Source organism: Haloarcula quadrata, assembly GCF_003634715.1.
GTDB classification, from domain to species: Archaea; Halobacteriota; Halobacteria; order Halobacteriales; family Haloarculaceae; genus Haloarcula; species Haloarcula marismortui.
Genome location: NZ_RBWW01000001.1, coordinates 701,746 through 727,079, shown reverse-complemented (window position 1 = coordinate 727,079; position 25,334 = coordinate 701,746). Strand labels below are relative to the sequence as shown.

Genomic DNA, 25,334 nt, shown 5'->3' with positions numbered 1-25,334 from the left:
GAAGTGAACAGGCCGCGTAGAAGGAGTTATTCGCGGACGCTCAGCGGCTCGGCAGTGAGTTCCCCGGCGTCATCGAGGTGGGCCACAGTGGCCAGCCGGAGTGCGTGGGGCCAGCCAAGCGGCGTCCCACAGTCCGGCGTCCCGTCGTCGAACAGTTGCTCGGGGAGGTAGCCGCTGGACTGGACGAGTGAGCCGCCGGGAAGAATCTCCCCCAGCAGGTCCCGGGACCGGGTGTAGGCCGCCGCCGCTCTGCTGTCGTCGGCGTCACGCAGGAGGGCACCCAGCTGGGCGGCACTGTTTGCGCCCCACGCCGTCGAGACGGTCCAGATTTTCTCGCGGTCTTGCGAGCCACGCCGCCAGTCGTCGCCCTCGAAGCGGATGAGACCGCGGATGTCGCCGGTGTCCCGTTCCAGCCCGTCAAGTGTCGTCTCGACGTGGGTGTAGAGCCGGTCGCGGGTCTCCGCTGGCAGGTCGATAGCTTCGGCAGCGACGCGACAGGCAGCGGGGAGGGCCAGCGTCGCGGAGTCCAGTCGGTTGTCGATGGTCCCATCATGTTCACGAAGGGCGTAGCGGTCACCGGTCCACAGCGCGTCCAGCGAAGACAACACCGTCTCGGCCTGCGACCGGGCGTGGTCTCGGAGCGTGGCGCAGACGGGCGCGCGGGCAACGGCCGCGTAGGCGTGCAGGAAGGTCGCAGCGGTGTGCGTGAACCGACCCTGCATGTTCTCCCAGGCGTTCTGGCAGGCAATGGGGAGGCCGTCGTCGGCCAGCGTGTCGTCGATGCTCTCGACGGCGCGCCCGAGCGTGGCTTCGATGCACTCAGGGTCGGCCGGCTCGCCGGTCCGGAGATACGTCGCGAGGAAGCTGGTGACGCTCGCGGTCTGGTCGGCCTGGTAGTCGGCGTCAGAACCGCTTTCGAGCCGGGCGTTCGCCCAGCCTGGCGCGAGCGTCTCGTCGCCGGGCCAAACACGGTGGGGCCAGCTCCCGTCCGGTTGCTGCGTGCGACAGTAGAATTCGGCGGAGCGCTGGTGCCACGAATCGAGTCCGAGGTCGAACGTCCCGTCGGCTTCGAGCAGGAACGCCGATATCTCGGCGTCGTCGCGGAACCACGTGTAGCCGTAGCCGCCGGAGGTGACGTAGTACGGGTCGAAGTCCGGCGCGGCGATTCTGGCCCCGTTCGCGGCCGATAGCAGCGAGAGGACCCTGAGGTCGGCCACGACGCTTTCGCGGCTCGGCGTCTCCGCGGGGACGCGCCATCGCCGCTGCGCCTGGCCGGCTTCGAGCAGCGTCTCAGCGGTGTAGTGGTCGCTCACCAGCCGGTTGATGGTTGACAGCGCCGCGTCACGCCCAGTTTCGTTCGTGTCCGTCAGCAGCGTCGTCAGCGTGACGCCGCCGTCGACAAACGGCGCGGACAGCAGGACACCGCCGGTGAGCGTCGTATCCTCGTACCGGCGCGCACCGGTGTCCCGAGGGAACGAGACCGGGTCGTCGTCGACGAGTTCGGAGAACCGCTCGGGAATCTGGCCCGCAACAGTGTCGAGTTCGGTAGAGACGCCAATGAAGTCGTGTTCGGACCGGTGGTAGGCCTCGACGGAGTTTCCGTGCATCAGCAGGCTCTGCTGGCCGGTCCGTCCGTCTGGTGCGAAATCGACGAACGCCCGAAGCGACACGTCGGCGGGCGCGTCGCCGCGAAGTTCGAACCGGGTGACGTGGGCCTGCTCGATGGTGCAGTCCGTCTGGACAACGGCCCAGTCGCCGCAGTCGTGGATCGTCTCGACGACGCCGGCGTCACCGCGATACCGCTGGTCAGCGTCGGCGCTGAACCACGTCGTCGAACCCGTTTCGATGCCGAACCGCGAGCGGTCGATTCCTGTGAGCCCACACAGCGGATAGGAGTAGTCCCGCAGCGAGCCGTCGTTGTCAACATGCACCAAGCGGCTGTCAAGTCCGGAGAAACTGCCCGTCGTAGAGCGGAGTTCACCCGGGAACTGGTGGCGCCGGTCCCGCGTCCGCTTGAAGTCGTTGAGTGCCGTCCGGAGCGTCATTAGAGAGAGACACCACTGCAGGGGATATAAAATGTGGTGTAATAGTTTTTCATTCTTATAAATCCAGTGTCGGGCAGTCGAAGGTAGATACCCGTGCCGGCAGCTTCGAAGGCGTTTCCGGGTTACACAGCACCGAAACACAGTTATCCGCCGCCGTTACCAGATGTGAACAGATGGACGATTCGACTCTCAGGGACAGGCTGGAACAACTGGGCCTGTCGGAGAAGGAAGTCGACACGTACCTGTCGATTCTCAGCAGCGGCGAGGCCACGGCAAGCGAAATCGCCGACGACACCGGCGTTTCCAAACGGTACGTCTACAGCATCAGTGAATCGCTCGAAGACCGCGGGTTCGTCGAGGTCAACGACCACGTCGTGCCCACGACGATCCGCGCCCGGCCACCCGAGGAGGTCATCGACGCCCTGACCGACCGGCTCGAAGAGATGAGCGGGGCACTCGATTCCCGATACTCTGCGAGTGCGCGAGAACCCCAGCAGTTCGACGTCATCAAGTCGCGGGTGACGGTCATCAAACGGCTCACGGAGTACATCAGGAACGCGGAGCGCGAGATCATGCTGTCGGTTCCGCAGCAGTACCTCCCGGAGATTTCGGAGGAACTGGGTGCGGCCGTCGACCGCGGCGTCCTCGTGATGCTGGTCGTCAGCAGCGCCGACGACCTGCGCTCGGACGACGCGAGTGGGCTGGCCTCCGTGGTCCGGTCCTGGGGCCAGCCGATGCCAATAATGCTCACCGTCGACGCCCAGTTCGGCCTCGTCTCGCCGGCCGAAATGGTGACACGCACCAACTCCGACCAGCGCGCTATCGCCTTCGTCCAGCAACAACTCGTCCCGGTACTGTCGGGGTCGTTCCTCGGGAACTACTGGCTGATGGCCACCGAGGTGGCCGTCACCGACCCGGCTCCGCTCCCGGCCACCTACCACGACTTCCGTCACGCCGTTCTGCAGGCGACGCTCCACCTGCGCGCCGACCACGATATCCACGTCTCCGCAGACGTGCGGGCGGTACAGGCCGACGACGACACCACCACCATCGAGGGGACCGTCGTTGAGACGAAACAGGGCCTCGTCGAGCCGGAGACAAACTCCTACCCCATCGAACACACGCTGGTCGTCGATATCGGCGACCGGACTGTCTCGCTGGGCGGCTCCGGGTCGTTCCTCGAGGACTACGAAACCGACGCAGTCACACTCTCGCTGGCCGAGTGACGGACTTCGTCCCACCTGAAACCCAAGCGGCTCAGTTGCGCTGGCTCGGGTCCGGCCAGCGATAGATAACGTACGTTTCTGACTCCGGTTCGTCAGCGGGGTTCCAGACGAGTCGCAGCGTCGCGTCACGCAGGTCCAGATGGTCCCCGCTCGGGATGCCGGTGAACTGCCCCTGATGTATCGTAATTTCTGTCCCCGACGTAATCCGCGTCGAGGCCTGTGCCTGCATTGGATTAGTGTCAAGCGTCACGTCGGTGCCGCCGGAACTCTTGGCACCGGAGACGACGACAGAGAGATTGTTCCTGTAGACGGTGTCACCGCTGCTGAAGCTGAGATTCAGATACTCCCCGTTGCCGGTGGTCCGCTCGTTGTAGTCAGCCACGATAGCGACCTGTGGGGCCTGTGTCGGCTGCTGTTCGCTGAAGCCGAGCGCGAACACGCCGACGGTGGCGGCGAGAATTGCAACAATGCCGACAAGAATAACAACACCAATGACCGGGCTCACAGCCCGGCTTCGATCATCTACCCGACTCATTGAACACAGGTGAGAACTGGGTGTATAAAAGGGACAGCGTCGACTCAGCGTTCGATATCCGACAGCGATACTGCCCGGTTACGCCGTCGGAAAGAGCGTCTCGGGGAGGTCGCCCGGCAGTTCGTCGCGGTCGTGGGCAGCCTCGAAGTCAGGGTCGGGACCCATCGGGACGATACGCTTCGGGCTCACGTCGGGGTGGGTGGTGTAGTAGTGCTCCGTGATGTGGTCCATGTTCACCGTCTCGGCGACACCGGGGAGCTGGTAGAGGTCCCGGAGGTACGGCCAGAGGTTGTCGTACTCGCGAATGAGCTTGTGGTTGCACATGAAGTGGGTGTGATACACCTCGTCGAAGCGAACGAGCGTCGTGAACAGACAGATATCCGCCTCGGTCAGACGGTCGCCGGCGAGGAAACGCTGGTCTTCGAGGACAGTATCCCAGTGGTCCAGCGCGTCGAACAGTTCCTCGACGGCCTCGTCGTAGGCCGACTGGCTATCGGCGAAGCCAGACCGATAGACGCCGTTGTTGATCGGCTCGTAGATGTCGTCGATGATGCGGTCGACCTCGTCTTGATAGCCCTCGGGGTAGAGGTCAACGTCGTTGTCCGACACGTCGTCGAACTCGGTATCGAGCATTCGGAGGATCTCCTCGGACTCGTTGTTGACGATGGTTTCTTCCTGCTTGTCCCACAGCACCGGCACTGTCACGCGGCAGGTCGCGTCGGGGTCGGCTTCGACATAGACCTCGCGGAGGTAGTCCGACCCGTTGACCGTATCCGGCGTACAGCCCGCCTTCTCGGGCGTGAACTGCCAGCCGTCCTCGCCGCGGAACGGGTCGACGTAGTCGACGGTGATGGCGTCTTCGAGTCCCAGCAGCTTCCGGGCGACCAGAATCCGGTGGGCCCACGGACAGGCGCGGCAAGCGTACAGGTGGTACCGGCCGGCTTCGGGCTGGAACCGCGCGTCGGGGTCGTCCTCGACCCGGTCACGGAAGGTTGTGTCCTGCCGGTCGAAGGCCCCGTCCTCGTTCGTAGTTTCGTATGCGTCAGTCCGCCACTCGCCGTCAACGAGCATATTCATGGTATCTATGATATGTGCGCAAAGCGTAAAAGAACGCGGTGACAGCGGTGTTACCAGAACACACTGACACCCACACGGACAGCAAACTGCCGACACAGCCATCACAGCAACGGCCAGTTTGGGCCCGCTCACGGTTGTGTGGGACACACCAGCACGCCGCCGGGCGGGTTCGAAGCCCTTATTGGGCCGCTCGGCGACGTATTCTCCAAGAGTACCTATGTCGGACAAACCCGCCTCAATGTACCGGGACATCGACAAGCCCGCGTACACCCGACGCGAATACATCACAGGCATTCCCGGGTCGAAGATCGCACAGCACAAGATGGGCCGTAAACAGAAGGACGCCGACGATTACCCCGTCCAGATCAGCCTCATCGTTGAGGAGACTGTCCAGCTCCGTCACGGCTCGCTGGAGGCCTCCCGCCTGTCGGCCAACCGCCACCTGATCAAAGAGCTCGGCGAAGAGGGTGACTACAAGATGACGCTGCGGAAGTTCCCTCACCAGGTCCTGCGCGAGAACAAGCAGGCGACCGGTGCCGGGGCCGACCGTGTCTCCGACGGGATGCGTGCCGCCTTCGGGAAGATCGTCGGCACCGCCGCCCGCGTTCAGGCCGGCGAACAGCTGTTCACCGCCTACTGTAACGTCGAAGACGCAGAGCACGTCAAGGAAGCGTTCCGCCGTGCCTACAACAAGATCACTCCTTCTTGCCGCATCAAGGTCGAGCGCGGCGAAGAGCTGCTGATTGCGTAAGTCAATCAGTAACGGCCACTCGCCGTTCGCAGAACGTGGCGAAAAACTGCGTACCGCGTAAGTCGGACAGCGGTGTTTTCTTGCCTTCACAGGCGGGACAACCGCCCCGGCCTCGTTTTTCCGCGTCGCTCCAAAGAGTCCCATCCCAGTCGCTGGATAACGCAGTCGTAGCCGCGGTCTTGTTGTATGTTACCAGTACCCACAATACTCTTGGACCGGTCCAGCGTACCATCACGTATGGCGTTCCGACTCGCACTCCTGGTTCTTGGCGTCCTCGAACTGCTCCGGCCCCGGAAAGTCGTCGACTTCTGGATGGGGCTTGCAACGACAAACGGCGACGAGATAGACCTGCGCCCGTGGGTGTACAGCGCCGCCCGGGTCGAGGGCGCGCTCCTCGTGCTGTGGGTACTCCGACGAAGTCGTAGCGGCGAGTGACTCAGCAGAACGGCCCGCCACACCACACGGGTGACCGGCGCTGCTAGCGGGTGCCCGCTACGTATCGCCGGACAGTCGGACCGTCAACACCGGCGCGTCCGCCGTCCGAACAACTTTCTCGGTGACGCTCCCCAGCAGAAACCGATCCAGACCGCTCCGCCCGTGGGTTCCCATGACGATCATATCGACACCCGCAGTCTCAGCGTAGTCGATAATCTCCTCATAGGGGTCGCCCATTCGGTGCTCGGCAACAACGGCCGCGCCGTGGGCGGCGATATCGTCGATAGTCTCGTCGATGACCTGCTCGGTCTGTTCCTGCAGCGATTCGATGGTCGTTGCTTCTGCCGCGGCGCTTCCGAGATACGTCGAATCGACGACAGAGAGCACGTGAATCGTCGCGTCGTGCGTCGCTGCCAGTTCGAGCGCGTGTGCGAGCGCCTCGTCTGCGCCGTCACTCCCATCTGTCGGAAAGAGGATATCGTCGTACACGCGTGGCCTATTCTCCCCAACATACTTAGTATTTGTCTGACAATTTTGAAGATAGTTGCGTATTCATCCACTCTACCCGCTATTCTGTGGATTGTGGCGGTCGGAACGAGGCGCGCGACAGGGCCTCGACTGTGTGGCTGCGAGCGTATTTTATCTCTCCACGACAACGAAAAGCCATGCACAGGCTGGCCGTCGCCACGAACGCCGAGACTTTCGAGCGGATGCAGGCCCCGCTGGCGGCCCGGGATATTGAGGTGGGCCACGTCGAAACGGCCGAGCGGACGCTGCCGCTTGATGAGAGCCCCTTCGACGAATACGACGTAGGCTTCGTCTATCCCTCCCGAATCATGGAGGGAGCGGTCGCCGACGCCATGCTGGACGTGCCGTGGGTCAACGACCGCGAGGCCATCCTCCGCTCACGAAACAAGGCCGACGTACTGGCGCGCCTCGGCCGTGCGGACGTGCCCGTTCCCAAGACCGTCGTGGTGTCGAACCCGGCGAGTGAGGCCGAGCTGACCGCGGCGTTCGAGCGGTTCGACCCGCCCGTGGTCGTGAAGCCGAACTCGACGACCCGCGGCGTCGGCGTCGCAAAGGCCCACGACCTGGATTCGTTTCTCGGCATCGTCGACTACCTCGACCTGGTCCACGACTACCGCGCGGTCGGCGACCAGTCGTTTCTCGTGCAGGAGTACATCGCCGACGCTGCCGACTACCGCGTGATGGTCGTCGACGGTGAGTACGTCGGGGCGGTCGAGCGCCGCCTCCCCGAAGCGAGCCGCGAGCAGGGCCGGTGGAAGCACAACGTCCACCGCGGGGCCGAAGCTGAAGGGCAGGCACTACCAGCAGCGCTGCGGGAACTAGCCGAAGACGCGGCCGACGAGCTGGCGATTCCGTACCTCGGCGTCGACCTGCTGGTAACCGAGAACCGTGCAGTAGTCAACGAGACGAACGCCCGCCCGACGATCGACTCGGCAACGAAGTACGAGGACGGCTTCTGGGACGACCTGGCGGCATTGATACGGCAAACAGCGGAGCAGTAGCGAAGCAAGTGCGCTGTTCTCAGTTTAAAAACAGACGGTGTACTGTGCGCGCTACAGTTCGATGTCCGCGGAGTCCTCTTCGGGGTCGAAGGTGACTTCGAGGATACCGTTGTTGTACGTCGCGGCGGCGGAGTGTTCGTCGACGCGGGTCGGTAGGGTCAGTCGTTCATGGTACTCGCGCTCCGGACTTTCGGCGTTGATCGTGAGGACAGTGCCGTCGCACTTGAGGTCGATCGCGTCCTTGTCGACACCCGGAACGTCAGCGACGACCCGGATCTCCTCGTCGGTTTCGTGAACGTCGACGTGGAGGTCGGCCCCACCGCCACCGGTGTCCCGGTCGATATGGACGTCGCCTTCGGCCCCCATCATCTCGTCCATCATCCGCTCTATTTCCCGGAAGAACTCGTCGAACGGGTCGTCACTGTCATCGCGTCTCATTCCTATAGGTCAGTACGTCCGTCCGTTTCAAAAGCCTTCGGACGAACCTAGTCCCTGTTAGCTGACACTGTCGAGGGGGCACCCTCAGCCGGGCTAGCACCATCACTATTAATCATTCGCGCCCGAACACGCATAAACAAACACAAATTTACAACAAATCCGAAAACATTTTACACTGACCGACTGCCTCTCTAGACACCAATGAGTAAGCCAGTCCGCGTCGGCCTCAACGGCTTCGGCCGTATCGGCCGCAACGTATTCCGCGCATCGTTACACAACGACGACGTCGAGATCGTCGGTATCAACGACGTCATGGACGATTCCGAGATCGATTACTTCGCCCAGTACGACACCGTCATGGGCGAACTCGAAGGGGCCAGCGTCGACGACGGCGTCCTCACAGTCGAGGGCACCGACTTCGAGGCAGGCATCTTCCACGAGACCGATCCCACACAGCTCCCATGGGAGGACCTTGACGTTGACGTGGCCTTCGAGGCGACCGGCATCTTCCGCACCAAGGAGGACGCGAGCCAGCATCTCGACGCCGGGGCCGACAAGGTCCTCATCTCCGCCCCGCCGAAGGGCGACGAGCCGGTCAAGCAGCTCGTCTACGGCGTCAACCACGACGAATACGAGGGCGAAGATGTCGTCTCGAACGCCTCCTGTACGACCAACTCCATCACGCCGGTCGCGAAGGTCCTCGACGAGGAGTTCGGCATCAACGCCGGCCAGCTAACGACGGTCCACGCCTACACCGGCTCCCAGAACCTGATGGACGGCCCGAACGGCAAGCCCCGCCGTCGCCGTGCAGCCGCCGAAAACATCATTCCGACCTCGACCGGTGCTGCGCAGGCGGCCACCGAGGTCCTGCCCGAGCTTGAGGGCAAGCTCGACGGGATGGCCATCCGCGTCCCGGTGCCGAACGGCTCCATTACCGAGTTCGTCGTCGACCTTGACGACGACGTGACGGAGAGCGACGTCAACGCTGCCTTCGAGGAAGCCGCCGCCGGCGACCTCGAAGGCGTGCTGGGCGTCACGAGCGATGATGTCGTCTCCTCCGACATCCTCGGGGACCCGTACTCCACGCAGGTCGACCTGCAGTCGACGAACGTCGTCTCCGGAATGACGAAGATCCTCACCTGGTACGACAACGAGTACGGCTTCTCGAATCGGATGCTCGACGTAGCCGAGTACATCACCGAGTAAGCGCGGAAACGGTTTTCGACGCCAGTAAGATTTATAATTATTATTCACTAAGGATGCCACACACAGAGCCCGAGCCAGTGCCTGACCACTGGCCGTCTCTGTGTATCGGACAGACGACTGTGCCCGCAGTTGACACACCCTGACCCGGTGTCGGCTGTGTCCGGTGCAGGTGTCCCCACCCCACTCTCCCACCCCTCGCTTTTGCGTTGGCAACCAGAGCAGATAGCGGTGCTACTCCTCCAACAGGCCGCTCGCTGTTCGGACTCGGAAACCGTTAAGCGGCCGGCAGGTTTCCTCTCGAGTGATGACTTTCCAGACGCTCGATGACCTCGACGACGGACAGCGCGTTCTCGTCCGACTCGACCTCAACTCACCGGTGGAGGACGGCACGGTACAGGACAATCGACGGTTCGACCGCCACGCGGAGACGGTCAACGAACTCGTCGACCGTGGGTTCGAGGTCGCGGTGCTGGCCCATCAGGGCCGCCCGGGCCGCGACGACTTCGTCTCGCTTGCGCAACACGCCGAGATCCTCGCCGACCATATCGACCACGACGTGGACTTCGTCGACGAGACCTACGGGCCACAGGCGATTCACGACATCGCTGACCTCGACGGCGGCGACGTACTCGTGCTTGAGAACACGCGGATGTGCGACGATGAACTGCCCGAGGAAAACCCCGAAGTCAAATCACAGACAGAGTTCGTCCAGACGTTGAAAGACGAGTTCGACGCATACATCAACGACGCCTACTCTGCGGCCCACCGCTCACACGCCTCACTCGTCGGCTTCCCGCTGGTGATGGACGCCTACGCCGGCCGCGTGATGGAAACCGAGTACGAGGCCAACACCGCCATCGCCGAGAAGGAGTTCGACGGGCAGGTGACGATGGTCGTCGGCGGAACGAAGGCAACGGACGTTATCGACGTGATGACCCACCTCGATGAGAAGGTCGACGACTTCCTGCTTGGCGGTATCGCCGGGGAGTTGTTCCTGCGGGCCGCTGGCTACCCGGTCGGCTACGACATCGACGACGCGAACCTCTACGACGAGCAGTGGGAGGCAAACAGCGAGAAGATCGAGACGATGCTCGAAGACCACCGCGACCAGATCACGCTCGCGGTCGATCTAGCCTACGAAGACGACGGTGACCGCGCCGAGCAGGCCGTCGACGACATCGAGGAGAAGAGCGTTTCCTACCTCGACGTTGGGAGCGAGACGGTCATGGAGTACTCACCGATCATCCGTGACTCCGAGGCCGTCTTCGTGAAGGGCGCACTGGGGATGTTCGAAGACGAGCGGTTCTCTGTCGGCACCGCCGGCGTGCTCGAAGCTATCGCCGACACCGACTGCTTCTCCGTCGTAGGCGGCGGCGACACTTCGCGAGCTATCGAGATGTACGGGATGGAAGAGGACGAGTTCGGCCACGTCTCTATCGCGGGCGGGGCCTACATCCGGGCACTGACCGGCGCGGAACTGGTCGGCGTCGAAGTGCTGCAGCGTTAACTTCGGCCTTTCGTCTCAGCGTGTCGCAGGTCCCAGTCCTCGGTTAGTTCGTCGGGCACCTCGACGATTCGACCGGTTTCGGTCGGCTCCGTCCGTGCGTGACGGCCAGTCCAGTCGTGGTCAGCGTCGGGCGTGGCTGCCATACACCGCGTTACCAGCGGCGAGTGTAAATTCCTTCTGCAAAATTAGCGTAAATAATTACTCGATTCCGAGTCTATGTTACGTCTCCGGGAAGCGAAGTGCTTTCCGCCAGCCGCGCCGTATCTGACATATGTTCACCGGAATCGTCGAGACGACCGGCGAGGTGCAGGCGGTTATTGACGACGAGGGCGGGCGCCGGATGCGGATCGGCGCGCCGTTCGAGGGACTCGACCACGGCCAGTCGATCAGCGTCAGCGGCGTCTGTCTCACCGTCGAGAAGGCGGCTGACGGGGAGTGGTTCGAGGTGTTTCTCGCCCAGGAAACCCTCGCCCGGACGTTCTTCGATGATCTCGACGGTGGTGACCAGGTGAATCTTGAGCGGGCGATGCCCGCCGACGGCCGGTTCGACGGCCACATCGTGCAGGGCCATGTCGATACGACGGCCGAAATCGTCGGTATCGAGCAGGAAGGCGAGGACTGGACGTTCACGTTCTCCCTACCCGAGGCCCATCGGAACTATCTGGTTCAAAAAGGGTCGATAACAGTCGACGGCATCAGTCTCACCGTCGCCGACCGTCGCTCCGAAGAGTTCGATGTGGCGATCATCCCGACGACGTACGCCGAGACGACGCTGTCGGAGAAGTCGGTCGGCGATCCGGTACATCTGGAGGTCGACGTGGTCGCAAAGTACGTCGAACAGCTTGCTTAAGGGTCGAACTCGGTCTGTTCCGGGCGAAGCTCGGTCTCGTCCGGGTCTTCGTGAGCACGAGTGTACGCCTGCCGATAGGCGCGAACCTTTTTCAGCAACAGGAGGCCGAAGATCGAGTCGTACACGATGACAAAGCCGAAGAACGCGACGAGGAAGTCAACGTTGTATATGGTCGCCGCAATGGCCGTAACTGGGCCAGCTAGCGTGTTGTAGACGGCGTGGATGACAGAGGCGATGAGCAGCCCTTTCAGGACAATCGGGCCGGCGTCGTCCGGATTGAACTTGGCCAGGCCGAGGTAGTAGCCGGCGAAGGCCGAGTAGATGACGTGGCCCGGCCCCGCGAGCGCTCTGACCGCAGTGATGTCGCTGCTGGCGGCGAGTAACTCAACAGTCCCGGCGGCCATCTCGGCATTTTGGGTGATATACAGCGCGTTTTCAATAGTTGCAAAGCCAAGACCGGCGGCAGCACCGTACACGGCACCGTCGACGACAGTATCGAAGCGCTCGTCACGGAAGGCGTACAGCCGCACCGCGAGCTGTTTCACTGTTTCTTCGACGGGGCCGACAATAAGGAAAAAGAAAAACACCTGTCCGAGAAACGGCACTAGGCCGAACCCGGAGCCGATTGCCTGCACCGGGGTGCCGAAAACACCGTTGAGGATGCCGGCAAAGCCGGCAAATAGCACGCCCAGCAGGAATGTCCCCACGAGCAGCGTCAGCGGCTCCGGCGTGGTCACGTCAGCGTAGTAGATGTAGGCCGCGAGTCCGAGCGCCGGCACGGCAGAGAGAATCGCCATCCCAGCAAACAACGGCTGGTCGCCGACTGCGCCGAGGCTCCCGAACGCCACCTGCAAGAGGAGAATCAGAATGGCCGCAACGATGACCAGATACCGCAGGGTTCGTATTCCGATATGGTAGAGCCAGTGGGCGAACCGGTCCAGTGTCGACCGGGGCTCCCAAGTCGATATCTCATAGAGATCAGCAGACCCGTCAGCGTTTGCCTCGACCGGGTCCTGCCGTCGCTTTCCCATGTCTCACGTCTGCATCCCGTCTCACCTAACCGTTTGGTTCGGGTATAACCAAGGAGCACTGGGCGGCGGGAGCGACGATACGGTGCTCAGTCAGGACACCCCCTGCCGGAACGGACACTTGCAGGAGACGAGAGGCTTTTCGCACGGGGCCACCAACAGGGACACATGACGCTACGCGCGGGTGTACTCGCGGTTCAGGGCGATGTCTCTGAACACGGGGACGCAATCGAGCGGGCAGCAGCGGCCCACGACCGGACCGCAGAGGTCGTCGAGATACGCGAGGCGGGACTGGTCCCGGACTGCGATGTCCTGTTGCTACCGGGCGGGGAATCCACCACGATTTCGCGGCTCATCCACCGCGAAGGCATCGCAGAGGAAATCGAGTCCCACGTCGAGGCGGGCAAGCCGGTGCTGGCGACGTGTGCCGGGCTCATCGTCAGCGCGACCGACGCACAGGACGACCGCGTCGACACACTGAATGTCATCGACGTCTCCGTCGAACGCAACGCCTTCGGTCGACAGCGGGACAGCTTCGAAGCCCCGCTTGACGTGACCGGGCTCAACGAATCATTCCCGGCGGTGTTCATCCGCGCACCAGTCATCGACTACGTGGGCGAGGATGTCGAAGTGCTGGCGACGTGGGACGACCGCCCGGTCGCGGTCCGTGACGGGCCGGTCGTCGGCACGTCGTTCCACCCCGAACTGACCGAGGACCCGCGCATCCACGATCTGGCCTTTTTCGACTCCGTGGAGTCGTAGCGACGGCCTGAAGGCCCCGCTGACCGAACGACGGCTATGAGCGACGACACCGGCGACGTTATCGACGAACTGTTCGCTGTCATCGAGGACCGCAAGGCGAACCTTCCCGAAGACTCCTACACGGCGTCGCTGTTCACCCACGAGAAGGGCGAAAACGCCGTTCTGGAGAAGCTCGGCGAAGAGACCACGGAACTGATTCTGGCGGCGAAAGACGACGATACCGAAGAACTCGCCCACGAATCGGCCGATATCGTCTATCATCTGCTCGTCCTACTGTCGATGAAGGAGATGGATATCGACGATTTGCGGGCGGAACTGGCAAAGCGACGATAGGACCCCCTCTCGTCAGGTTCACCGCACGACAGATTGACACTAACACGGTGCATATCATGGTGTATGGGCCATGTGGTGTCGGGCGTTACAGTCCTCTGTGTCGATGACGAACCATCGTACGCCGACCTCATTGCGACACATCTCGAACGCAACGACGAGCTAATCGACGCTACCGGGGTCACGAGCGCTACGGACGGGCTGTCGTATCTGGACGAGCACAACGTGGACTGCATCATCAGTGACTACGATATGCCCGGTACCGACGGACTGGAGTTTCTAGAAACGGTCCGCGCCAGAGACCCGGACATGCCGTTTCTACTGTTTACAAGTCAGGGGAGTGAGGCGCTTGCGAGCGAGGCAGTCTCGGCCGGTGTCACCGATTACATTCAAAAATCGCACGGGACCCAGCAGTACGCCGTCCTCGCGAAGCGAGTCCGAAACGCGGTCGAGCGAGTCAGAGCGAAAGCGACGGCCGACGCCACACAGGCACGGACGAAACGGATTCTCGACGCAACGAGCGATGCGGTCCTCGTCAGCGTCGCCGACACCGTCGTGTACGCGAACCCGGCGGCAGTTGATCTGTTCAGTGCCGCCGACAGCGACGAACTCCGCGACCGGCCGCTGACTGACCTCGTTGAACCGACGGCTGACGGCGGAGTCGAGACCGTCGAACGTGTCGTCGAGGACGACCAAACGGCTGGCCAGGCCAGACGGATGATACGGACGCTGGCCGGCAACAGCGTCCAAGCCAGCATCACAGCGTGTGACGTGACCTGGGACGGCGACGACGGCACAGTGTCGGTCATCAGCGACCGAAGCGATACTGACGAGCGCGAGCATCGACTCGAAGCGCTACACGAGGCCACCCGGCACTTGATGGCCGCCGAAGTCCACAACGAAGTCGCCGGTATCGGTGTCAACGCTGCCGCAGAGATTATCGGACTTGACGCAAACGCCGTCCACCTCATCAACGATGACGGGCAGTTAGAACCCGTCGCCGCGACCGCGTCGGCTCGGGAGTTGGTCGGTGATATCCCAACGTTCGAGCAGGGCGACAGCATTGCCTGGCGGGTGTACGAACGTGGCGAGGCGACTGCAGTTCCAGACGTGCGGCTGGAAGAGGATGTGCAGAACCCCGAGACGCCGATACGCAGCGAGCTATATCTGCCACTGGGGGAACACGGCCTTCTCATCGCCGCATCGGCGGCTGTCGACGCTTTCAACGAAGCAGACATCGTCGCTGGACGGGTCCTCGCGGCAAACATGGAGGCGGCCCTCGCCGCCGTTGAGCGCGATAAACAGCTCCGTGACCGTGAGCAGGAACTGTCGACGCAAAACGACCGTCTGGAACAGTTCGCAACAGTCGTCAGTCACGACCTTCGCAACCCTCTGAACGTCGCTATCGGCCGGCTGGGAGCGCTGAAAGAGGAGTGTGACGACGACAACATCGCTGCGATAGAACAGGCACTCGACCGGATGCAGGCGCTGATTGACGACCTGCTGTTGCTGGCCCGGACCGGCGACAGCATCACCGAGATGGAAACGGTGGCACTGGGAACGGCAGTCGAGGACTGCTGGGAGGTCGTCGAGACCGGCGACGCGGCGCTGGTGGTCGACACTGACCGCAAGGTACAGGCAGACATGACGCGGCTCAAACAGCTGCTGGAGAACCTGCTCCGAAACGCCATAGAGCACAGCGCTGCGGACAGTCGGAGGCAGTCCAGCGAGACCGACAAGCACGGGAGTCCGGGCGTGACGGTGACGATTAGTGAGATTCCGGGTGGGTTCGCTGTCTCGGATGATGGCCCGGGAATCCCCGACGCCGACCGGGAGGCGGTGTTCGAAAGCGGCTACTCGACGACAACTGACGGCACCGGATTCGGACTCTCGATAGTCTCACAGATCGCCACTGCGCACGGGTGGACAGTCACGCTCGCGGAAAGCGCGAGCGGCGGCACACGCTTCGAGTTTACTGGCGTCGACGTGGTATCGGAGTAATAGGGCGCTCAGTCGTCGGGGCGCTACTCGTCGGCAGGTGCGAACCGATGGCGGACGACCTCGCTGTCGTCGTCCCACTCGAAGCTGGCGTGGACTTTCTTCATCCGGTTCTTGTACGCAGCGAGGTCTTCCGACCCTTCTCGCTGTGCGTCCTCGTCAGTCATGTCGCCCAGCGTCCGGTGTGTTACGTCTGTCACCTCGAACTCGGTGCCGTCGATCTCGAACGTGTCGCCCTCGTCGGCGTACTGGTGGCCGCGGTGCATCTGAGTGACCCGCCCCTCAGCAGCCATCTGCTGGACGTGGTCGTTGGGCAGAATCTCGCCGGCGTCAATCTGTGCCATGCCGGAACTGTGTCCGGGACGCTCAAAAACGTGACTCGCAACAGTTTGGGGCGCGATTGAACGCGCTTTTACGCTCCGGCCGTCAACGTGACCTATGAGCCATCCCTTCGAGGGTCTGCCGACGACGCCCACTGCCGAGGAGCTCGTGGACAAAGCCTTCTCGCGGGCGTCACGCGCCGGCGGGGCCAAGGACGGGAACGAAGCCCAGCAGTCGATGCTGATGACGGCGTCGAACATCGCCTCCGACAACATGGAGAACGTGGTGACCGCGTGGCCGACGATTGACGACCTCGACCCCTTCTACGTCGAACTCGCCGACGCCGTCGTCGGCGAGGCCTACCCCGCGGACGACGACCCCGGTATCGACGCGCTGAAACAGCACCTTTCGGAGATTTCGTGGGCCGCCGACAAGGTCGTCGAGATCCGTCAGGAGTACGAGAGCCGCGTCGCCCGCGGCGACATCGACACCGCCCGGAAGCTCCGCAAGCAGGCCTTCGCCCGTATCGCCGACGTCGTCGAAGAAGTCGAAGACGACCTCGCCGCTATCTCGACCGCGCACAACGCCCTCAAAGACATCCCCGACATCCGCCCGAACGAGCCAGCCATCGTCGTCGCCGGCTACCCCAACGTCGGTAAGTCGTCGTTCGTCAACCGCGTCACGCGGGCCGACAACGAGATCGCCTCGTATCCGTTCACGACGACGCAGATCCGCGTCGGCCACTTCGAGGACCAGCGTATCCGCTACCAGCTCGTCGACACACCCGGCCTGCTCGACCGGCCGCCGGAAGACCGCAACGAGATCGAGTCACAGGCCGTGAGCGCGCTCGAACACCTCGCCGACGCGGTCCTCGTGTTTATTGACCCGAGTGGCGAGTGTGGCTATCCGCTCGCGGACCAGCTGGAACTGCGAAACGCCATCGAGGCGCGTTTCGACGTGCCCGTGCTGACCATCGCGAACAAGAGCGACCTCTCGACGGACGTCGAGGCTGACCACTACATGAGCGTCACCGAAGACGACAACGTCGACGGCGTGTTGCAGGCCGCTATCGACGCAGTGGATTATGAACTCGAACTGCCGTTTGACGAGTAGCGAGAGGTAGCGAGACGCCGACCAGCGGGAGGCGTCTCGAAAACTCCGAGCGGGGAGCGCAGCGACCCGCGAGGACTGTGGTCACTCTCAGAATGACTGCAGTCACTCCCAAGCGGTCGTTTGAAAACACGAACAGGGAGCGGTATAGCGAATCAGAGCGGCTTACTCGAGTTCGTACGTGACACTAACGGAGGCGTCGACAGTGACCTCGCCGGGCTGGATGTTCATCCGTCCGCCGGCATCGGCGACCATCGCTTCCGCGTACACGACGGGGCGGCCGTGGTTACTGGTCTGGACCGTGACTGCGTCACCGACGGACCGATCCTCCGCAGCGGCGACGACTTCGGCGTCCGTCCGGGCGTTGTCCATAGCAGTCGTCAGCGCTTCTTCACGGGCGTCCTGTCGCGTCTCCTCGCTCAGGGAGTATCGGACGCCCTCGACGCGGTCCGCGCCGGCGTCGACTGCAGCATCGATGAATGTCCCGGCAGTCGAAACGTTGCTCGTTTCCGCTTCAACGGTGTGAATCGCCACGTAGCCGACCTGTTCGCGACCGTCGCGGCTCTCCTCGTACTCGGGGCGGATCTGGAACCGCGAGGAGGTCACGGTTGCGCCCTCGTCCTCCAGCGCCGACGTAATGGCGTCAGCATCACCGCTGAGATTGTTGCGCGCCGCTTCGGCGGTCTCACCGCGGCCAACGGCGGCAACGGCGACAGTTGCACGGTCGGGCGCGCGTTCGACGGTCGCGTCGGCGTTGACGCTCACAGTGGAATTCGTCGACGGTGCCACAGTTCCAGTGTCTGCGAGTGCGAACCCGACGCCACCGGCGACGAGCAATGTCAGCACACCAGCGATTGCGAGTGGTCGTGATACCATATTGTCGCCGACACACCCAGCGGTATTTATGCCGTCGAACGCTCAAACGCGGCTTTGAGCGTCAGCCGTTCTGTTCAACAGTGACGTAGTGGACTTCCGTCGCAACGTTTCGGCCGGCCGCGTCGTCGGCCACGGTATCGATCTGGTCAGCAAGTAGTGGTTGCTCCGCATCCGGCGGCAATCCGACGGTGACAACGACGCGGCGCGGCCGCTGGAAAATCGCAGTATTCGTCGACTCGACTTCGACCGACAGGACACTCGCCGGCGGGTCGACGCTCTCCTCAATGCCCTCGCGGATGTCCGACTCCGTCGTCGCTCGCTGGTAGGAGTCCAGCGTCACGCCGCCGAGAAACGCCGACAGAACGAGTATCGAGACGGCGAGGACGCCGATGCGTTTGACAGTCGCCGACCGCGCGTTGCTCTCCTGAAACCAGTGTTCCGGGCGGTAGCCCTGATACCAGAGTCCGACGAGCACAGCGAGGTTGATCGAAAGAACGTTCACCAGCAGAAGCACGGCGGATCCGAGGCTGACGAGCGGCTGGCCCCAGGCGATGCCAATGCCGACTGTCGCCGCCGGCGGGATGAGCGCAACGGCGATCATGACACCAACGAGCGCCGTCGAAACGCCGCTGGTGAGGCTGACAACGCCGGCCGCGCCAGCGCCAAGCGCGACGATCAGCGAGAGGAAGTCAGGGGCGACCCGCTCGCGTATCTGGCCAACCGCGGTCACGTCGGCGAGCGGCGGAATAACGTTAGCGTACCGGACGAGCAGGGCAAAGACAGTCGCGCTTGCGACGGCGAGGCCAAGCCCGATAGCCTGGAGTTTGACGCCGCGGGCGAACATCTCGTGGTCGTCGACGACGGTCCCGACATTGGCGGTCATCGCCGGCCCGATAAGGGGCGCAATCACCATCGAACCGACGACGACGGCCGGGGAATCAAGCAGGAGCCCCGCGGTCGCGATAATCGCGCTGATGATGGTCATGAGCGCGTAGTTCGACAGCGAGGGGGCGAGGTCCTTTGCTTTCGATGTGAGTTCTTCGCGGGCGATGCGGTCCTCGTCTTCCTCCTCGGCGTACGTCTCCTCTAGCTCCTCGAACTGGCTAGAGATGACAGTGTTCGCGTCCACGACGACGGTATAGCCGTCATCGTTGATACCGACATCCCGCAACGCTTCGAGGACTGGTTCAAGCGCGTTAGTCGGGACTGGGAAGGTGACGACAGCAGTGAACTCCCGACCGCTCGTCTCGTCGGTAAGCACGTAGTCGATGCCCTCCTCGGCCAACACGCCCAGGACGGCGTCGCGCTTCCCGGTCGGAATCAGTAGCTGTACCAGCCGCACGGCTCCGGATGGGACCGCCGGCAATAAAAAGGCGGCTAGTCAGCTGGTCTCAGGCACGGTGCTGAAAGGCAGCACGGTTATTCCTCTCGGGACCGTCAGTCCCCGCTAAACGGACGCGCTTTTCCCCGCCGACGGAGTATACGGGGTATGTTCGAATCACGACCAGACCGGGACGCCGAGGTGGTGCTCATCGGTCGGTCAAACGTCGGGAAATCGACGTTGATGCGCGAGATAACGGGCCACACGTTCGACACGGGCCAGCGGCCCGGCGTCACGCGTTCGCCCAACCACTTCGACTGGGCCAGCGCCGACTTCGTTATCAGTGACCTCCCCGGCTTCGGGTTCATGAAGGGCGTCCCGGAAGACGTCCGCGAGGAAATCAAGACCGACGTGGTCCAGTACGTCGAGCGGAACGCCGAGCACATTCTTGTCGGCATTCTCGTCGTGGACGGTAAGTCGGTCATCGACATCATCGACCGTCACTCCGGTCCCGACGAGATTCCACACGACGTGGAGATGTTTCACTTCCTTCGGGAGGTTGGCGTCGAGCCGGTCGTCGCCGTCAACAAGATGGACAAGGTCGACGACAAGGATGCGCGGCTGAATGAACTCTGTGACCGCCTCGGACTGCACCCGCCGTGGCAGCAGTGGCAGGAGACTATCGCACCGATCAGCGCAAAGCACGGCTCCACCGAGCCACTGAACGAAGCCGTCCGACACCACCTCCACGAGGTCCAGCGGGACGACCTGTTTCAGTTCTTTTAAGCGGCTAAATCGTTCATAACCCAGCCTTACCCGAAAACCCACCGTGGAACAGCATGACTCCGGCGTTTCGTATCATGCTTCGTCCCGAACCGTATGTGTGGCTTTCAAGCACTAATCAGTCGTTAGTAGTGAGCCGTGGCATATTGTCGCATATATAACAATATGCAGTATACGCGTACAGATGAGCACGATGAGTCAGATGATTGTCTATCTCGGTCCGACGCCGGGCCGGCATCTATCGAGGTGGCTATGAACCAACGCTCGTACGACTTCTTTGGCGACGTTGTCGTAACGGTTCTCGGGGCTGGCGGGCGGACGAGCCGGCAGTACCGGAAGATGTACGATCAGTTCGAGACTGACACGCCCGCGAACGACCCTGACATCGTCATCGAGGAAACGACGGAGGAAGTCCACGCGGAGATCGTCCTCGGTGACCCCAGCGACCATTACGCATGGACTGGCGACGAGTTCGTCATCCGGAACGGGGCAGACTTTATCGCCGTCACGCCGGGCTGGCAACACTTCCGAGTGACACGCGGTTTTGAGCCGTTTTACTCAATCTATCCGGTCGAATTCCGCATCCGACAGCAGCGGGCCGCGCGACAGCAGGCACTGATACACGCCTCGGGCGTGCGACTCGACGGCCAGACGACGCTGTTCCCGGCCTGGCGCGGAGCCGGCAAGACCAACACCCTGCTGTCGCTGTTGCGCGAGGGCGCGGACTTTCTCTCCGACGACCGGCTCTGGGTCGGCGCGGACGGCACGGCTGTCGGCTACCCGCTCGGTGTGAACCTCCAGCCGTTCAATATCGAGTCGTTCCCCGAAATAAAACGACAGCACGACACAGAGCGGGACCGACTGTGCAGTGAACTCCACAAGGCTATCGACGAGCGAGTCGACAGAACCGGTTCGTTCCCGGAAACAGCGCTCAACTTCCTGAATGAGACGTTTCTCGGCGACGATAGCCGGGATTTCACGAATATCTCAGACCTGTATCCGCGCGCAGAATACGTCGAGCAATCGACAGTCGACAACGTCGTGTTCCTCCAGACCGCGCCGAACGCGGATACAATCACTGTAGAAGGCATCTCGACCGACACCGCGATGTCGGCCACGTCGTCGATCTGTAACTTCGAATGGGATGGACGGCTCAGGGAATACTTCCACGCCTACGATTCACTCGTCGACGACGGCTCGATGGTTGCCGCTCTTGATGCGGTCGTCGAACAGGAGCGAGCGACGTTCCGAGAACTGTTCGACGACGTTGCGACCTACCGCGCACACATCCCCCGGACACGGGACTGGGGCGACCACAACCTCGACACCGCCATCGTTGAGGCCGTCGAATCGCTTGACTCCCCGCGTGTGATACAGGCGATGGACTGAGCCGAGTATCGTATATGCGTCGTGAAAACGGAGTGAAACCGAGAGTGACACTGAAATCCCTGGTTATGACTAAGGGAATAGATGCGACGAAGAGTCCCTGTAACGATAGCGCGGAAAAACAACGGCATACTCGCAGTAACCGAGCAATAACTAATCGCCGTCCGGCGGATGGGTCTGTGTTCGAGAGCCTAGCAATGTATCGATCGGATGCCGAAACTGCCGGCAGATGGCAGATGCGACGGTGCCATCGTGGCGGGCGAGACAACGGATGGACCACAGGGAAGCGGTCGGGTTGTGCCCTGACTGACCACGGGACCTGTCCCGGGTGTGCGTATGGACAGTAGCGACAGGTTCGAACGGTCGGCCACGACGACCAGACGACGGGTGCTCAAAGCCGCCGGTGCTGGCGTCGGCCTTACCGCGCTGGGAACCACCGCCAGTACCGGCCAGCAGCCGGACTACTGGACGGTCGTCGCACTGCCGGACACGCAGGTGTACGCCAAAGAGAGGACACCTTACGCCAAGGACCAGACGCAGTGGATCGCCGACAACGCGGCCGCAGAGAACATCGCGTTCGTCAGCCACGAAGGCGATGTGGTCGACCACGGCGACGACGACGCGGAGTGGCAGTACATGGATGAGGCCATGTCCACGCTCGACGGGGTAGTCCCCTACGCCACCGTGACGGGCAATCACGACTACCCGACACTATGGGACCGGAATTCCTCTGTTGCCAAGTACCGGGAGTACTTCGGCCCGTCACGGTACGAGGGACGGGACTGGTTCGGCGGGGCGGGCCCGAGCAACGGTGACGAAGGTCGGGATAACCTCAACACCTACCAGCTGTTTTCGGCCGGCGGCTACGACTTCCTGCATCTCGCTTTAGAGTGGGAGCCACCGGGAACCGTAGACGACCCATCGACCCCACTTGGATGGGGCCAGAGCGTCCTCGACCAGTATCCGGACCGGGCGGCGATACTCACAACGCACTCGTATCTCCGCGACAAACCACAGCGACGGACCCGGAAGTTGCAGGAAGCGAGCGAAATCGGAAATACGGGTCAGACCGTCTGGGAAGACCTCGTCTCACAGAACAGCCAGATATTCATGGTCCTCTGTGGCCACTGGCACGAGGGCACAGGCGAGAGTGGCGGAGAGGCCCATCAGGTGTCAACAAACGACGCCGGCGCATCAGTGTACGAGCTACTGGCGAACTACCAGTTCCGACCCAAGGGCGGGAACGGCTTCATGCGCCGCATCGAGTTCCGTCCCGGAGATGTGGCAGACGCGCCAGACCGGATTCAGGTTCGGACGTACTCGCCGAGTACGGGAGCCGAAAAGACCGACAGCGACTCGCAGTTCGGGTTCGACCTCGACTTCGACGCCCGGTTTGGGTCGTCGTCCAAGACGCCGGAGCCGACGGAGACGCCGAAAACGCCAGACGGACCGACAGCCACGTTCCAGCAGGGGACGGACGGCTACAGCGGGACAACTGATACGATGATACGCGCCGCTGATCCGGAGACGAGCTACAGCACCGCTGAAACACTGTCTATCGACGACAGCGACCCAGAGGGGTCGGGTAGTAGCGCGCAGGCACTCCTCCGGTTCGGTAGTATCACCGGGACAGAGAGCGGGCAGATACCGCCCGGGTCGGACGTGAAACAGGCCACTGTAACGCTTGAGACGTCGGACGCAGGGGATGGCGCAGCGGTCCACCGACTGCGAACGGACTGGAGCGCTGATTCGACATGGGCGTCGCTGGACGGCGGCGTCCAGGCGGATGGGTCCCAGGCCGTCGCCGATGCGGTCGCACGGACCGGCGCGGTAGAAACAGGTGAGATTTCGATTGATGTAACGGCGAGCGTAGACGCGTGGGTTAACGGCGCACAGAACGCCGGATGGGTGTTTCGCCCGCTCGGGAACGACGGCTGGGATATCCAGAGCGCCGACAACGCCATACCACCGACGCTGACTGTCAGCTACACCCCCGGAGAAACCGTGGCCGGCGACGCCGACGGCGACGGTGACGTCGACACTGACGACGTAGACCGGATCCAGCGGTCGGTTGCCGGCGAGGACAGTGATATTGACCGGGACGCGGCAGACATCGACGGCGACGGTGACGTCGACATCGGCGATGCTGTTTCCGCCCGAAATCTGGCGGGGGACGACCAATGAGAACCAGCCGAACGCTTGTCGTCGCCGTTGCCCTCACGGTCGTGGTCGGAACGCTCCCGATAGCGGTCGCCGCACTGGCACCGGGGTCTGCAAGCGCGATTTCGCTCGATGACACAGTCCCGGGAGCATCCGGCGACGCGCTCTCCGTTGCTCCCGGTGAAACAGTCACCGTGCAGGTCTGGGCCAACGCAACAGCGGTGCGTGGCTACCAGACCAACGTTACGTTCGACCCCACCATCGCGGAGATCGACAGCGTTGCCGGCAGCGACGACTTCGACAGCCCCGTCAAGAACGTGAACAACGAGGCCGGATGGGTGGCGTTCAATCAGCTTCGGCCCAGAGAGACGAGCGACCCTGTTCTCGCCGAAATCACGCTCACAGTGCCAGCAGATGCGGCCGGGTCCACACAACTCGCCTTCATCGAAGCGGACACGAAACTGTCGAACAGCGACGGCGAGACTGTCGCACCTGCAGGCTTCAACAGTATTGAGCTACGCGTCGACAATGGTTCAGCGACCTCGACACCGTCGAGAACAGACACGGCAACGGCTACCGAAACAGCGACCGACACTAATGGCGGCGGAGATGGAAACGATACCAACGGTTCTGACGGCAGCAACGACGGCGGTAGCAGTGACAATAGCGACAGCAACGATAGCAATAATGACGATGACAACAGCGGTGGCGGTGGGGGCGGAGGCGGTGCTATCTCCCCACCTGAACCATCGTTCTCGGTCATAAACACGTCGCTCAACAGAACATCGGTCGCGCCCAGACAGCCGGTCATGGTGTCTGGAACCATCGAGAATGCTGGTGACGGGGACGGGACGTTTGAGGCGCGTGTCTATGATAACGGAACAGTGACCGGGACGAACGCGAGCGTCGAAATCCCGAACGGAGAACAGCGTCAGGTGAACCTCACAGTCCGGTTCAACTCCTCCGGTGTCCACGCCGTGAAACTCAACACGACCAGTGTGGGTAACGTGACCGTTCGGGCGGCAAACAGTACGACGGACGGGACGACGAACGCAACCGGAAACAAGACGACGACTGGGACAGCAACCGTGACCGTACCATCCACGCCGGACTCGACGGCGTCGGCCACTGTAACCGACACCAAGACGGCCACCACATCACAGGCTGCTGGACAGACGACAGCTTCGGAGGCTGAGACCGGCACGACAACACCCAGCCCGGATACGCAGACGCCAACAACGGACGGCTCCGGCCCCGGCTTCAGTCTCGCCGCCGTTGTCGTCTCGCTGTCGCTGTTGCTTGGCTGGCTCGGCTATCGACGGGAAGGAGAGCAGTGAGTCGCGACCGTCGTCGCGGCTACAGATACTCCGTCGTTTCCACTTCATTCTGCCCAGCGGAACCCTCCGCCCCGAACGCGGGTGTTACGATAGCCGGTTCTTGTGGAAAGCATTCCTACGGGAAAATACTAGACGGCCGTGCCGATAGGGCGAACAGACTCCCTACCCGCAACAGCAACGGTACGTAATCAGTGCAAAGTTTACAATACACCAAGGTAGCATCGGAATTGTCCTGCAAGCGTGACGCTGTCGCTCCTCCATCACATTCTACATGACGAAAATCTGGTATGGACTCGCCGGGATTTGAACCCGGGGCCTCTTAC

25 protein-coding genes are annotated in these 25,334 nt (G+C 62.5%); 15 read left to right on the top strand and 10 right to left on the bottom strand.

From position 1 onward, the window contains the following. Positions 1-26: 26 nt before the first annotated feature. A complete protein-coding gene (locus BDK61_RS03735) occupies positions 27-2,045 on the bottom strand; it encodes a glycoside hydrolase family 15 protein (RefSeq protein ID WP_121302336.1) in 2,019 nt (672 codons plus the stop codon). Positions 2,046-2,218: 173 nt separating this feature from the next. On the opposite strand from BDK61_RS03735, the gene BDK61_RS03730 reads away from it, so the two are divergent. Beyond that, a complete protein-coding gene (locus BDK61_RS03730) occupies positions 2,219-3,271 on the top strand; it encodes a TrmB family transcriptional regulator (protein WP_121302335.1) in 1,053 nt (350 codons plus the stop codon). A 31-nt stretch (positions 3,272-3,302) separates the two neighbouring features. On the opposite strand, the gene BDK61_RS03725 is transcribed toward BDK61_RS03730, so the two are convergent. Together BDK61_RS03725 and BDK61_RS03720 are read right to left on the bottom strand one after the other, a co-directional pair. Then, complete coding sequence (locus BDK61_RS03725) at positions 3,303-3,776, bottom strand: type IV pilin (protein ID WP_121303892.1); 474 nt, start codon at positions 3,774-3,776, stop codon at positions 3,303-3,305. Between the two features lie 108 nt (positions 3,777-3,884). Continuing rightward, positions 3,885-4,883, bottom strand: coding sequence for a glutathione S-transferase family protein (locus BDK61_RS03720; RefSeq protein WP_121302334.1), 999 nt, complete (start codon positions 4,881-4,883; stop codon positions 3,885-3,887). Between the two features lie 217 nt (positions 4,884-5,100). Here BDK61_RS03720 and BDK61_RS03715 point away from each other — a divergent pair, with 217 nt between their 5' ends. Together BDK61_RS03715 and BDK61_RS03710 are read left to right on the top strand one after the other, a co-directional pair. Further along, positions 5,101-5,634 (top strand): 50S ribosomal protein L16, encoded by a 534-nt coding sequence (locus BDK61_RS03715; RefSeq protein ID WP_007189393.1) that lies wholly within the window; start codon positions 5,101-5,103, stop codon positions 5,632-5,634. Between the two features lie 237 nt (positions 5,635-5,871). Next, positions 5,872-6,069 (top strand): hypothetical protein, encoded by a 198-nt coding sequence (locus BDK61_RS03710; RefSeq protein ID WP_004959030.1) that lies wholly within the window; start codon positions 5,872-5,874, stop codon positions 6,067-6,069. 57 nt (positions 6,070-6,126) lie between these two features. Here BDK61_RS03710 and BDK61_RS03705 read toward each other — a convergent pair whose 3' ends face one another. Then, positions 6,127-6,558 carry a universal stress protein gene (locus tag BDK61_RS03705; protein ID WP_049938994.1) on the bottom strand — a complete coding sequence of 144 codons (432 nt, stop codon included), beginning with the start codon at positions 6,556-6,558 and terminating at the stop codon, positions 6,127-6,129. A 176-nt stretch (positions 6,559-6,734) separates the two neighbouring features. On the opposite strand from BDK61_RS03705, the gene BDK61_RS03700 reads away from it, so the two are divergent. Next, positions 6,735-7,598, top strand: coding sequence for an ATP-grasp domain-containing protein (locus BDK61_RS03700; protein ID WP_121302333.1), 864 nt, complete (start codon positions 6,735-6,737; stop codon positions 7,596-7,598). Between the two features lie 51 nt (positions 7,599-7,649). Here the strand turns inward: BDK61_RS03700 and BDK61_RS03695 are convergent, their stop codons facing one another. Then, positions 7,650-8,036 carry an Hsp20/alpha crystallin family protein gene (locus BDK61_RS03695; protein WP_004590910.1) on the bottom strand — a complete coding sequence of 129 codons (387 nt, stop codon included), beginning with the start codon at positions 8,034-8,036 and terminating at the stop codon, positions 7,650-7,652. Between the two features lie 201 nt (positions 8,037-8,237). Between BDK61_RS03695 and gap the strand changes: the two genes are divergently transcribed. Beyond that, on the top strand, positions 8,238-9,242 hold the full coding sequence (gene gap / locus BDK61_RS03690) for a type I glyceraldehyde-3-phosphate dehydrogenase (RefSeq protein ID WP_004959036.1): 1,005 nt from the start codon (positions 8,238-8,240) through the stop codon (positions 9,240-9,242). Positions 9,243-9,546: 304 nt separating this feature from the next. Next, positions 9,547-10,749, top strand: a complete 1,203-nt coding sequence (locus BDK61_RS03685; protein WP_004959038.1) for a phosphoglycerate kinase — start codon at positions 9,547-9,549, stop codon at positions 10,747-10,749. Here BDK61_RS03685 and BDK61_RS23265 read toward each other — a convergent pair. Beyond that, entirely contained in the window at positions 10,746-10,892 is a 147-nt protein-coding gene (locus BDK61_RS23265) for a hypothetical protein (protein ID WP_011224181.1), read from the bottom strand. The two genes, BDK61_RS03685 and BDK61_RS23265, sit on opposite strands and share 4 nt — an antisense overlap. 128 nt (positions 10,893-11,020) lie before the next feature. On the opposite strand from BDK61_RS23265, the gene BDK61_RS03680 reads away from it, so the two are divergent. Next, a complete protein-coding gene (locus BDK61_RS03680) occupies positions 11,021-11,599 on the top strand; it encodes a riboflavin synthase (RefSeq protein ID WP_007189397.1) in 579 nt (192 codons plus the stop codon). Here the strand turns inward: BDK61_RS03680 and BDK61_RS03675 are convergent. Beyond that, positions 11,596-12,630 (bottom strand): PrsW family intramembrane metalloprotease, encoded by a 1,035-nt coding sequence (locus tag BDK61_RS03675; RefSeq protein ID WP_004959044.1) that lies wholly within the window; start codon positions 12,628-12,630, stop codon positions 11,596-11,598. The genes BDK61_RS03680 and BDK61_RS03675 overlap by 4 nt on opposite strands. Positions 12,631-12,795: 165 nt before the next feature. Here BDK61_RS03675 and pdxT point away from each other — a divergent pair, with 165 nt between their 5' ends. The 3 genes from pdxT (at position 12,796) to BDK61_RS03660 (ending at position 15,720) form a co-directional block, all read left to right on the top strand. Continuing rightward, positions 12,796-13,389 (top strand): pyridoxal 5'-phosphate synthase glutaminase subunit PdxT, encoded by a 594-nt coding sequence (gene pdxT, locus BDK61_RS03670; RefSeq protein WP_011224183.1) that lies wholly within the window; start codon positions 12,796-12,798, stop codon positions 13,387-13,389. A 36-nt stretch (positions 13,390-13,425) separates the two neighbouring features. Further along, complete coding sequence (hisE, locus tag BDK61_RS03665; protein ID WP_004959048.1) at positions 13,426-13,722, top strand: phosphoribosyl-ATP diphosphatase; 297 nt, start codon at positions 13,426-13,428, stop codon at positions 13,720-13,722. 63 nt (positions 13,723-13,785) lie between these two features. Continuing rightward, positions 13,786-15,720 carry a response regulator gene (locus BDK61_RS03660; protein WP_011224184.1) on the top strand — a complete coding sequence of 645 codons (1,935 nt, stop codon included), beginning with the start codon at positions 13,786-13,788 and terminating at the stop codon, positions 15,718-15,720. Positions 15,721-15,743: 23 nt separating this feature from the next. Here BDK61_RS03660 and BDK61_RS03655 read toward each other — a convergent pair whose 3' ends face one another. Beyond that, positions 15,744-16,061, bottom strand: a complete 318-nt coding sequence (locus tag BDK61_RS03655) for an ASCH domain-containing protein (RefSeq protein ID WP_121302332.1) — start codon at positions 16,059-16,061, stop codon at positions 15,744-15,746. 94 nt (positions 16,062-16,155) lie between these two features. Between BDK61_RS03655 and BDK61_RS03650 the strand changes: the two genes are divergently transcribed. Next, the gene (locus BDK61_RS03650) at positions 16,156-17,151 is read left to right on the top strand and encodes an NOG1 family protein (protein WP_011224185.1); all 996 of its coding nucleotides are present in this window, start codon (positions 16,156-16,158) and stop codon (positions 17,149-17,151) included. Between the two features lie 162 nt (positions 17,152-17,313). On the opposite strand, the gene BDK61_RS03645 is transcribed toward BDK61_RS03650, so the two are convergent. Beyond that, positions 17,314-18,024, bottom strand: coding sequence for an SIMPL domain-containing protein (locus BDK61_RS03645; RefSeq protein WP_121302331.1), 711 nt, complete (start codon positions 18,022-18,024; stop codon positions 17,314-17,316). Between the two features lie 61 nt (positions 18,025-18,085). After that, positions 18,086-19,366 carry a TIGR00341 family protein gene (locus BDK61_RS03640; protein ID WP_121302330.1) on the bottom strand — a complete coding sequence of 427 codons (1,281 nt, stop codon included), beginning with the start codon at positions 19,364-19,366 and terminating at the stop codon, positions 18,086-18,088. A 147-nt stretch (positions 19,367-19,513) separates the two neighbouring features. Here BDK61_RS03640 and engB point away from each other — a divergent pair, with 147 nt between their 5' ends. The 4 genes from engB to BDK61_RS03620 all read left to right on the top strand — a co-directional run bounded on the left by engB (position 19,514) and on the right by BDK61_RS03620 (position 25,011). Continuing rightward, entirely contained in the window at positions 19,514-20,131 is a 618-nt protein-coding gene (gene engB / locus BDK61_RS03635; RefSeq protein ID WP_011224188.1) for a GTP-binding protein EngB, read from the top strand. Between the two features lie 249 nt (positions 20,132-20,380). After that, a complete protein-coding gene (locus BDK61_RS03630; protein ID WP_004959062.1) occupies positions 20,381-21,517 on the top strand; it encodes a hypothetical protein in 1,137 nt (378 codons plus the stop codon). Between the two features lie 333 nt (positions 21,518-21,850). Beyond that, a complete protein-coding gene (locus tag BDK61_RS03625) occupies positions 21,851-23,698 on the top strand; it encodes a DNRLRE domain-containing protein (RefSeq protein WP_121302329.1) in 1,848 nt (615 codons plus the stop codon). Further along, a complete protein-coding gene (locus BDK61_RS03620; protein ID WP_121302328.1) occupies positions 23,695-25,011 on the top strand; it encodes a cohesin domain-containing protein in 1,317 nt (438 codons plus the stop codon). The genes BDK61_RS03625 and BDK61_RS03620 overlap by 4 nt, the downstream gene beginning before the upstream one ends. Positions 25,012-25,334: the final 323 nt, after the last annotated feature.

What these genes read in the sequence shown, in the direction of transcription:
- BDK61_RS03655 (WP_121302332.1), bottom strand. Translation starts at nt 16,061, where the DNA reads ATGGCACAGATTGACGCCGGCGAGATTCTGCCCAACGACCACGTCCAG.
- BDK61_RS23265 (WP_011224181.1), bottom strand. Translation starts at nt 10,892, where the DNA reads ATGGCAGCCACGCCCGACGCTGACCACGACTGGACTGGCCGTCACGCA.
- BDK61_RS03620 (WP_121302328.1), top strand. Translation starts at nt 23,695, where the DNA reads ATGAGAACCAGCCGAACGCTTGTCGTCGCCGTTGCCCTCACGGTCGTG.
- gap (WP_004959036.1), top strand. Translation starts at nt 8,238, where the DNA reads ATGAGTAAGCCAGTCCGCGTCGGCCTCAACGGCTTCGGCCGTATCGGC.
- BDK61_RS03700 (WP_121302333.1), top strand. Translation starts at nt 6,735, where the DNA reads ATGCACAGGCTGGCCGTCGCCACGAACGCCGAGACTTTCGAGCGGATG.
- BDK61_RS03660 (WP_011224184.1), top strand. Translation starts at nt 13,786, where the DNA reads ATGGGCCATGTGGTGTCGGGCGTTACAGTCCTCTGTGTCGATGACGAA.
- BDK61_RS03645 (WP_121302331.1), bottom strand. Translation starts at nt 18,024, where the DNA reads ATGGTATCACGACCACTCGCAATCGCTGGTGTGCTGACATTGCTCGTC.
- BDK61_RS03710 (WP_004959030.1), top strand. Translation starts at nt 5,872, where the DNA reads ATGGCGTTCCGACTCGCACTCCTGGTTCTTGGCGTCCTCGAACTGCTC.
- BDK61_RS03625 (WP_121302329.1), top strand. Translation starts at nt 21,851, where the DNA reads ATGGACAGTAGCGACAGGTTCGAACGGTCGGCCACGACGACCAGACGA.
- BDK61_RS03685 (WP_004959038.1), top strand. Translation starts at nt 9,547, where the DNA reads ATGACTTTCCAGACGCTCGATGACCTCGACGACGGACAGCGCGTTCTC.
- BDK61_RS03630 (WP_004959062.1), top strand. Translation starts at nt 20,381, where the DNA reads ATGAACCAACGCTCGTACGACTTCTTTGGCGACGTTGTCGTAACGGTT.
- engB (WP_011224188.1), top strand. Translation starts at nt 19,514, where the DNA reads ATGTTCGAATCACGACCAGACCGGGACGCCGAGGTGGTGCTCATCGGT.
- BDK61_RS03650 (WP_011224185.1), top strand. Translation starts at nt 16,156, where the DNA reads ATGAGCCATCCCTTCGAGGGTCTGCCGACGACGCCCACTGCCGAGGAG.
- hisE (WP_004959048.1), top strand. Translation starts at nt 13,426, where the DNA reads ATGAGCGACGACACCGGCGACGTTATCGACGAACTGTTCGCTGTCATC.
- pdxT (WP_011224183.1), top strand. Translation starts at nt 12,796, where the DNA reads ATGACGCTACGCGCGGGTGTACTCGCGGTTCAGGGCGATGTCTCTGAA.
- BDK61_RS03720 (WP_121302334.1), bottom strand. Translation starts at nt 4,883, where the DNA reads ATGAATATGCTCGTTGACGGCGAGTGGCGGACTGACGCATACGAAACT.
- BDK61_RS03730 (WP_121302335.1), top strand. Translation starts at nt 2,219, where the DNA reads ATGGACGATTCGACTCTCAGGGACAGGCTGGAACAACTGGGCCTGTCG.
- BDK61_RS03675 (WP_004959044.1), bottom strand. Translation starts at nt 12,630, where the DNA reads ATGGGAAAGCGACGGCAGGACCCGGTCGAGGCAAACGCTGACGGGTCT.
- BDK61_RS03715 (WP_007189393.1), top strand. Translation starts at nt 5,101, where the DNA reads ATGTCGGACAAACCCGCCTCAATGTACCGGGACATCGACAAGCCCGCG.
- BDK61_RS03695 (WP_004590910.1), bottom strand. Translation starts at nt 8,036, where the DNA reads ATGAGACGCGATGACAGTGACGACCCGTTCGACGAGTTCTTCCGGGAA.
- BDK61_RS03735 (WP_121302336.1), bottom strand. Translation starts at nt 2,045, where the DNA reads ATGACGCTCCGGACGGCACTCAACGACTTCAAGCGGACGCGGGACCGG.
- BDK61_RS03680 (WP_007189397.1), top strand. Translation starts at nt 11,021, where the DNA reads ATGTTCACCGGAATCGTCGAGACGACCGGCGAGGTGCAGGCGGTTATT.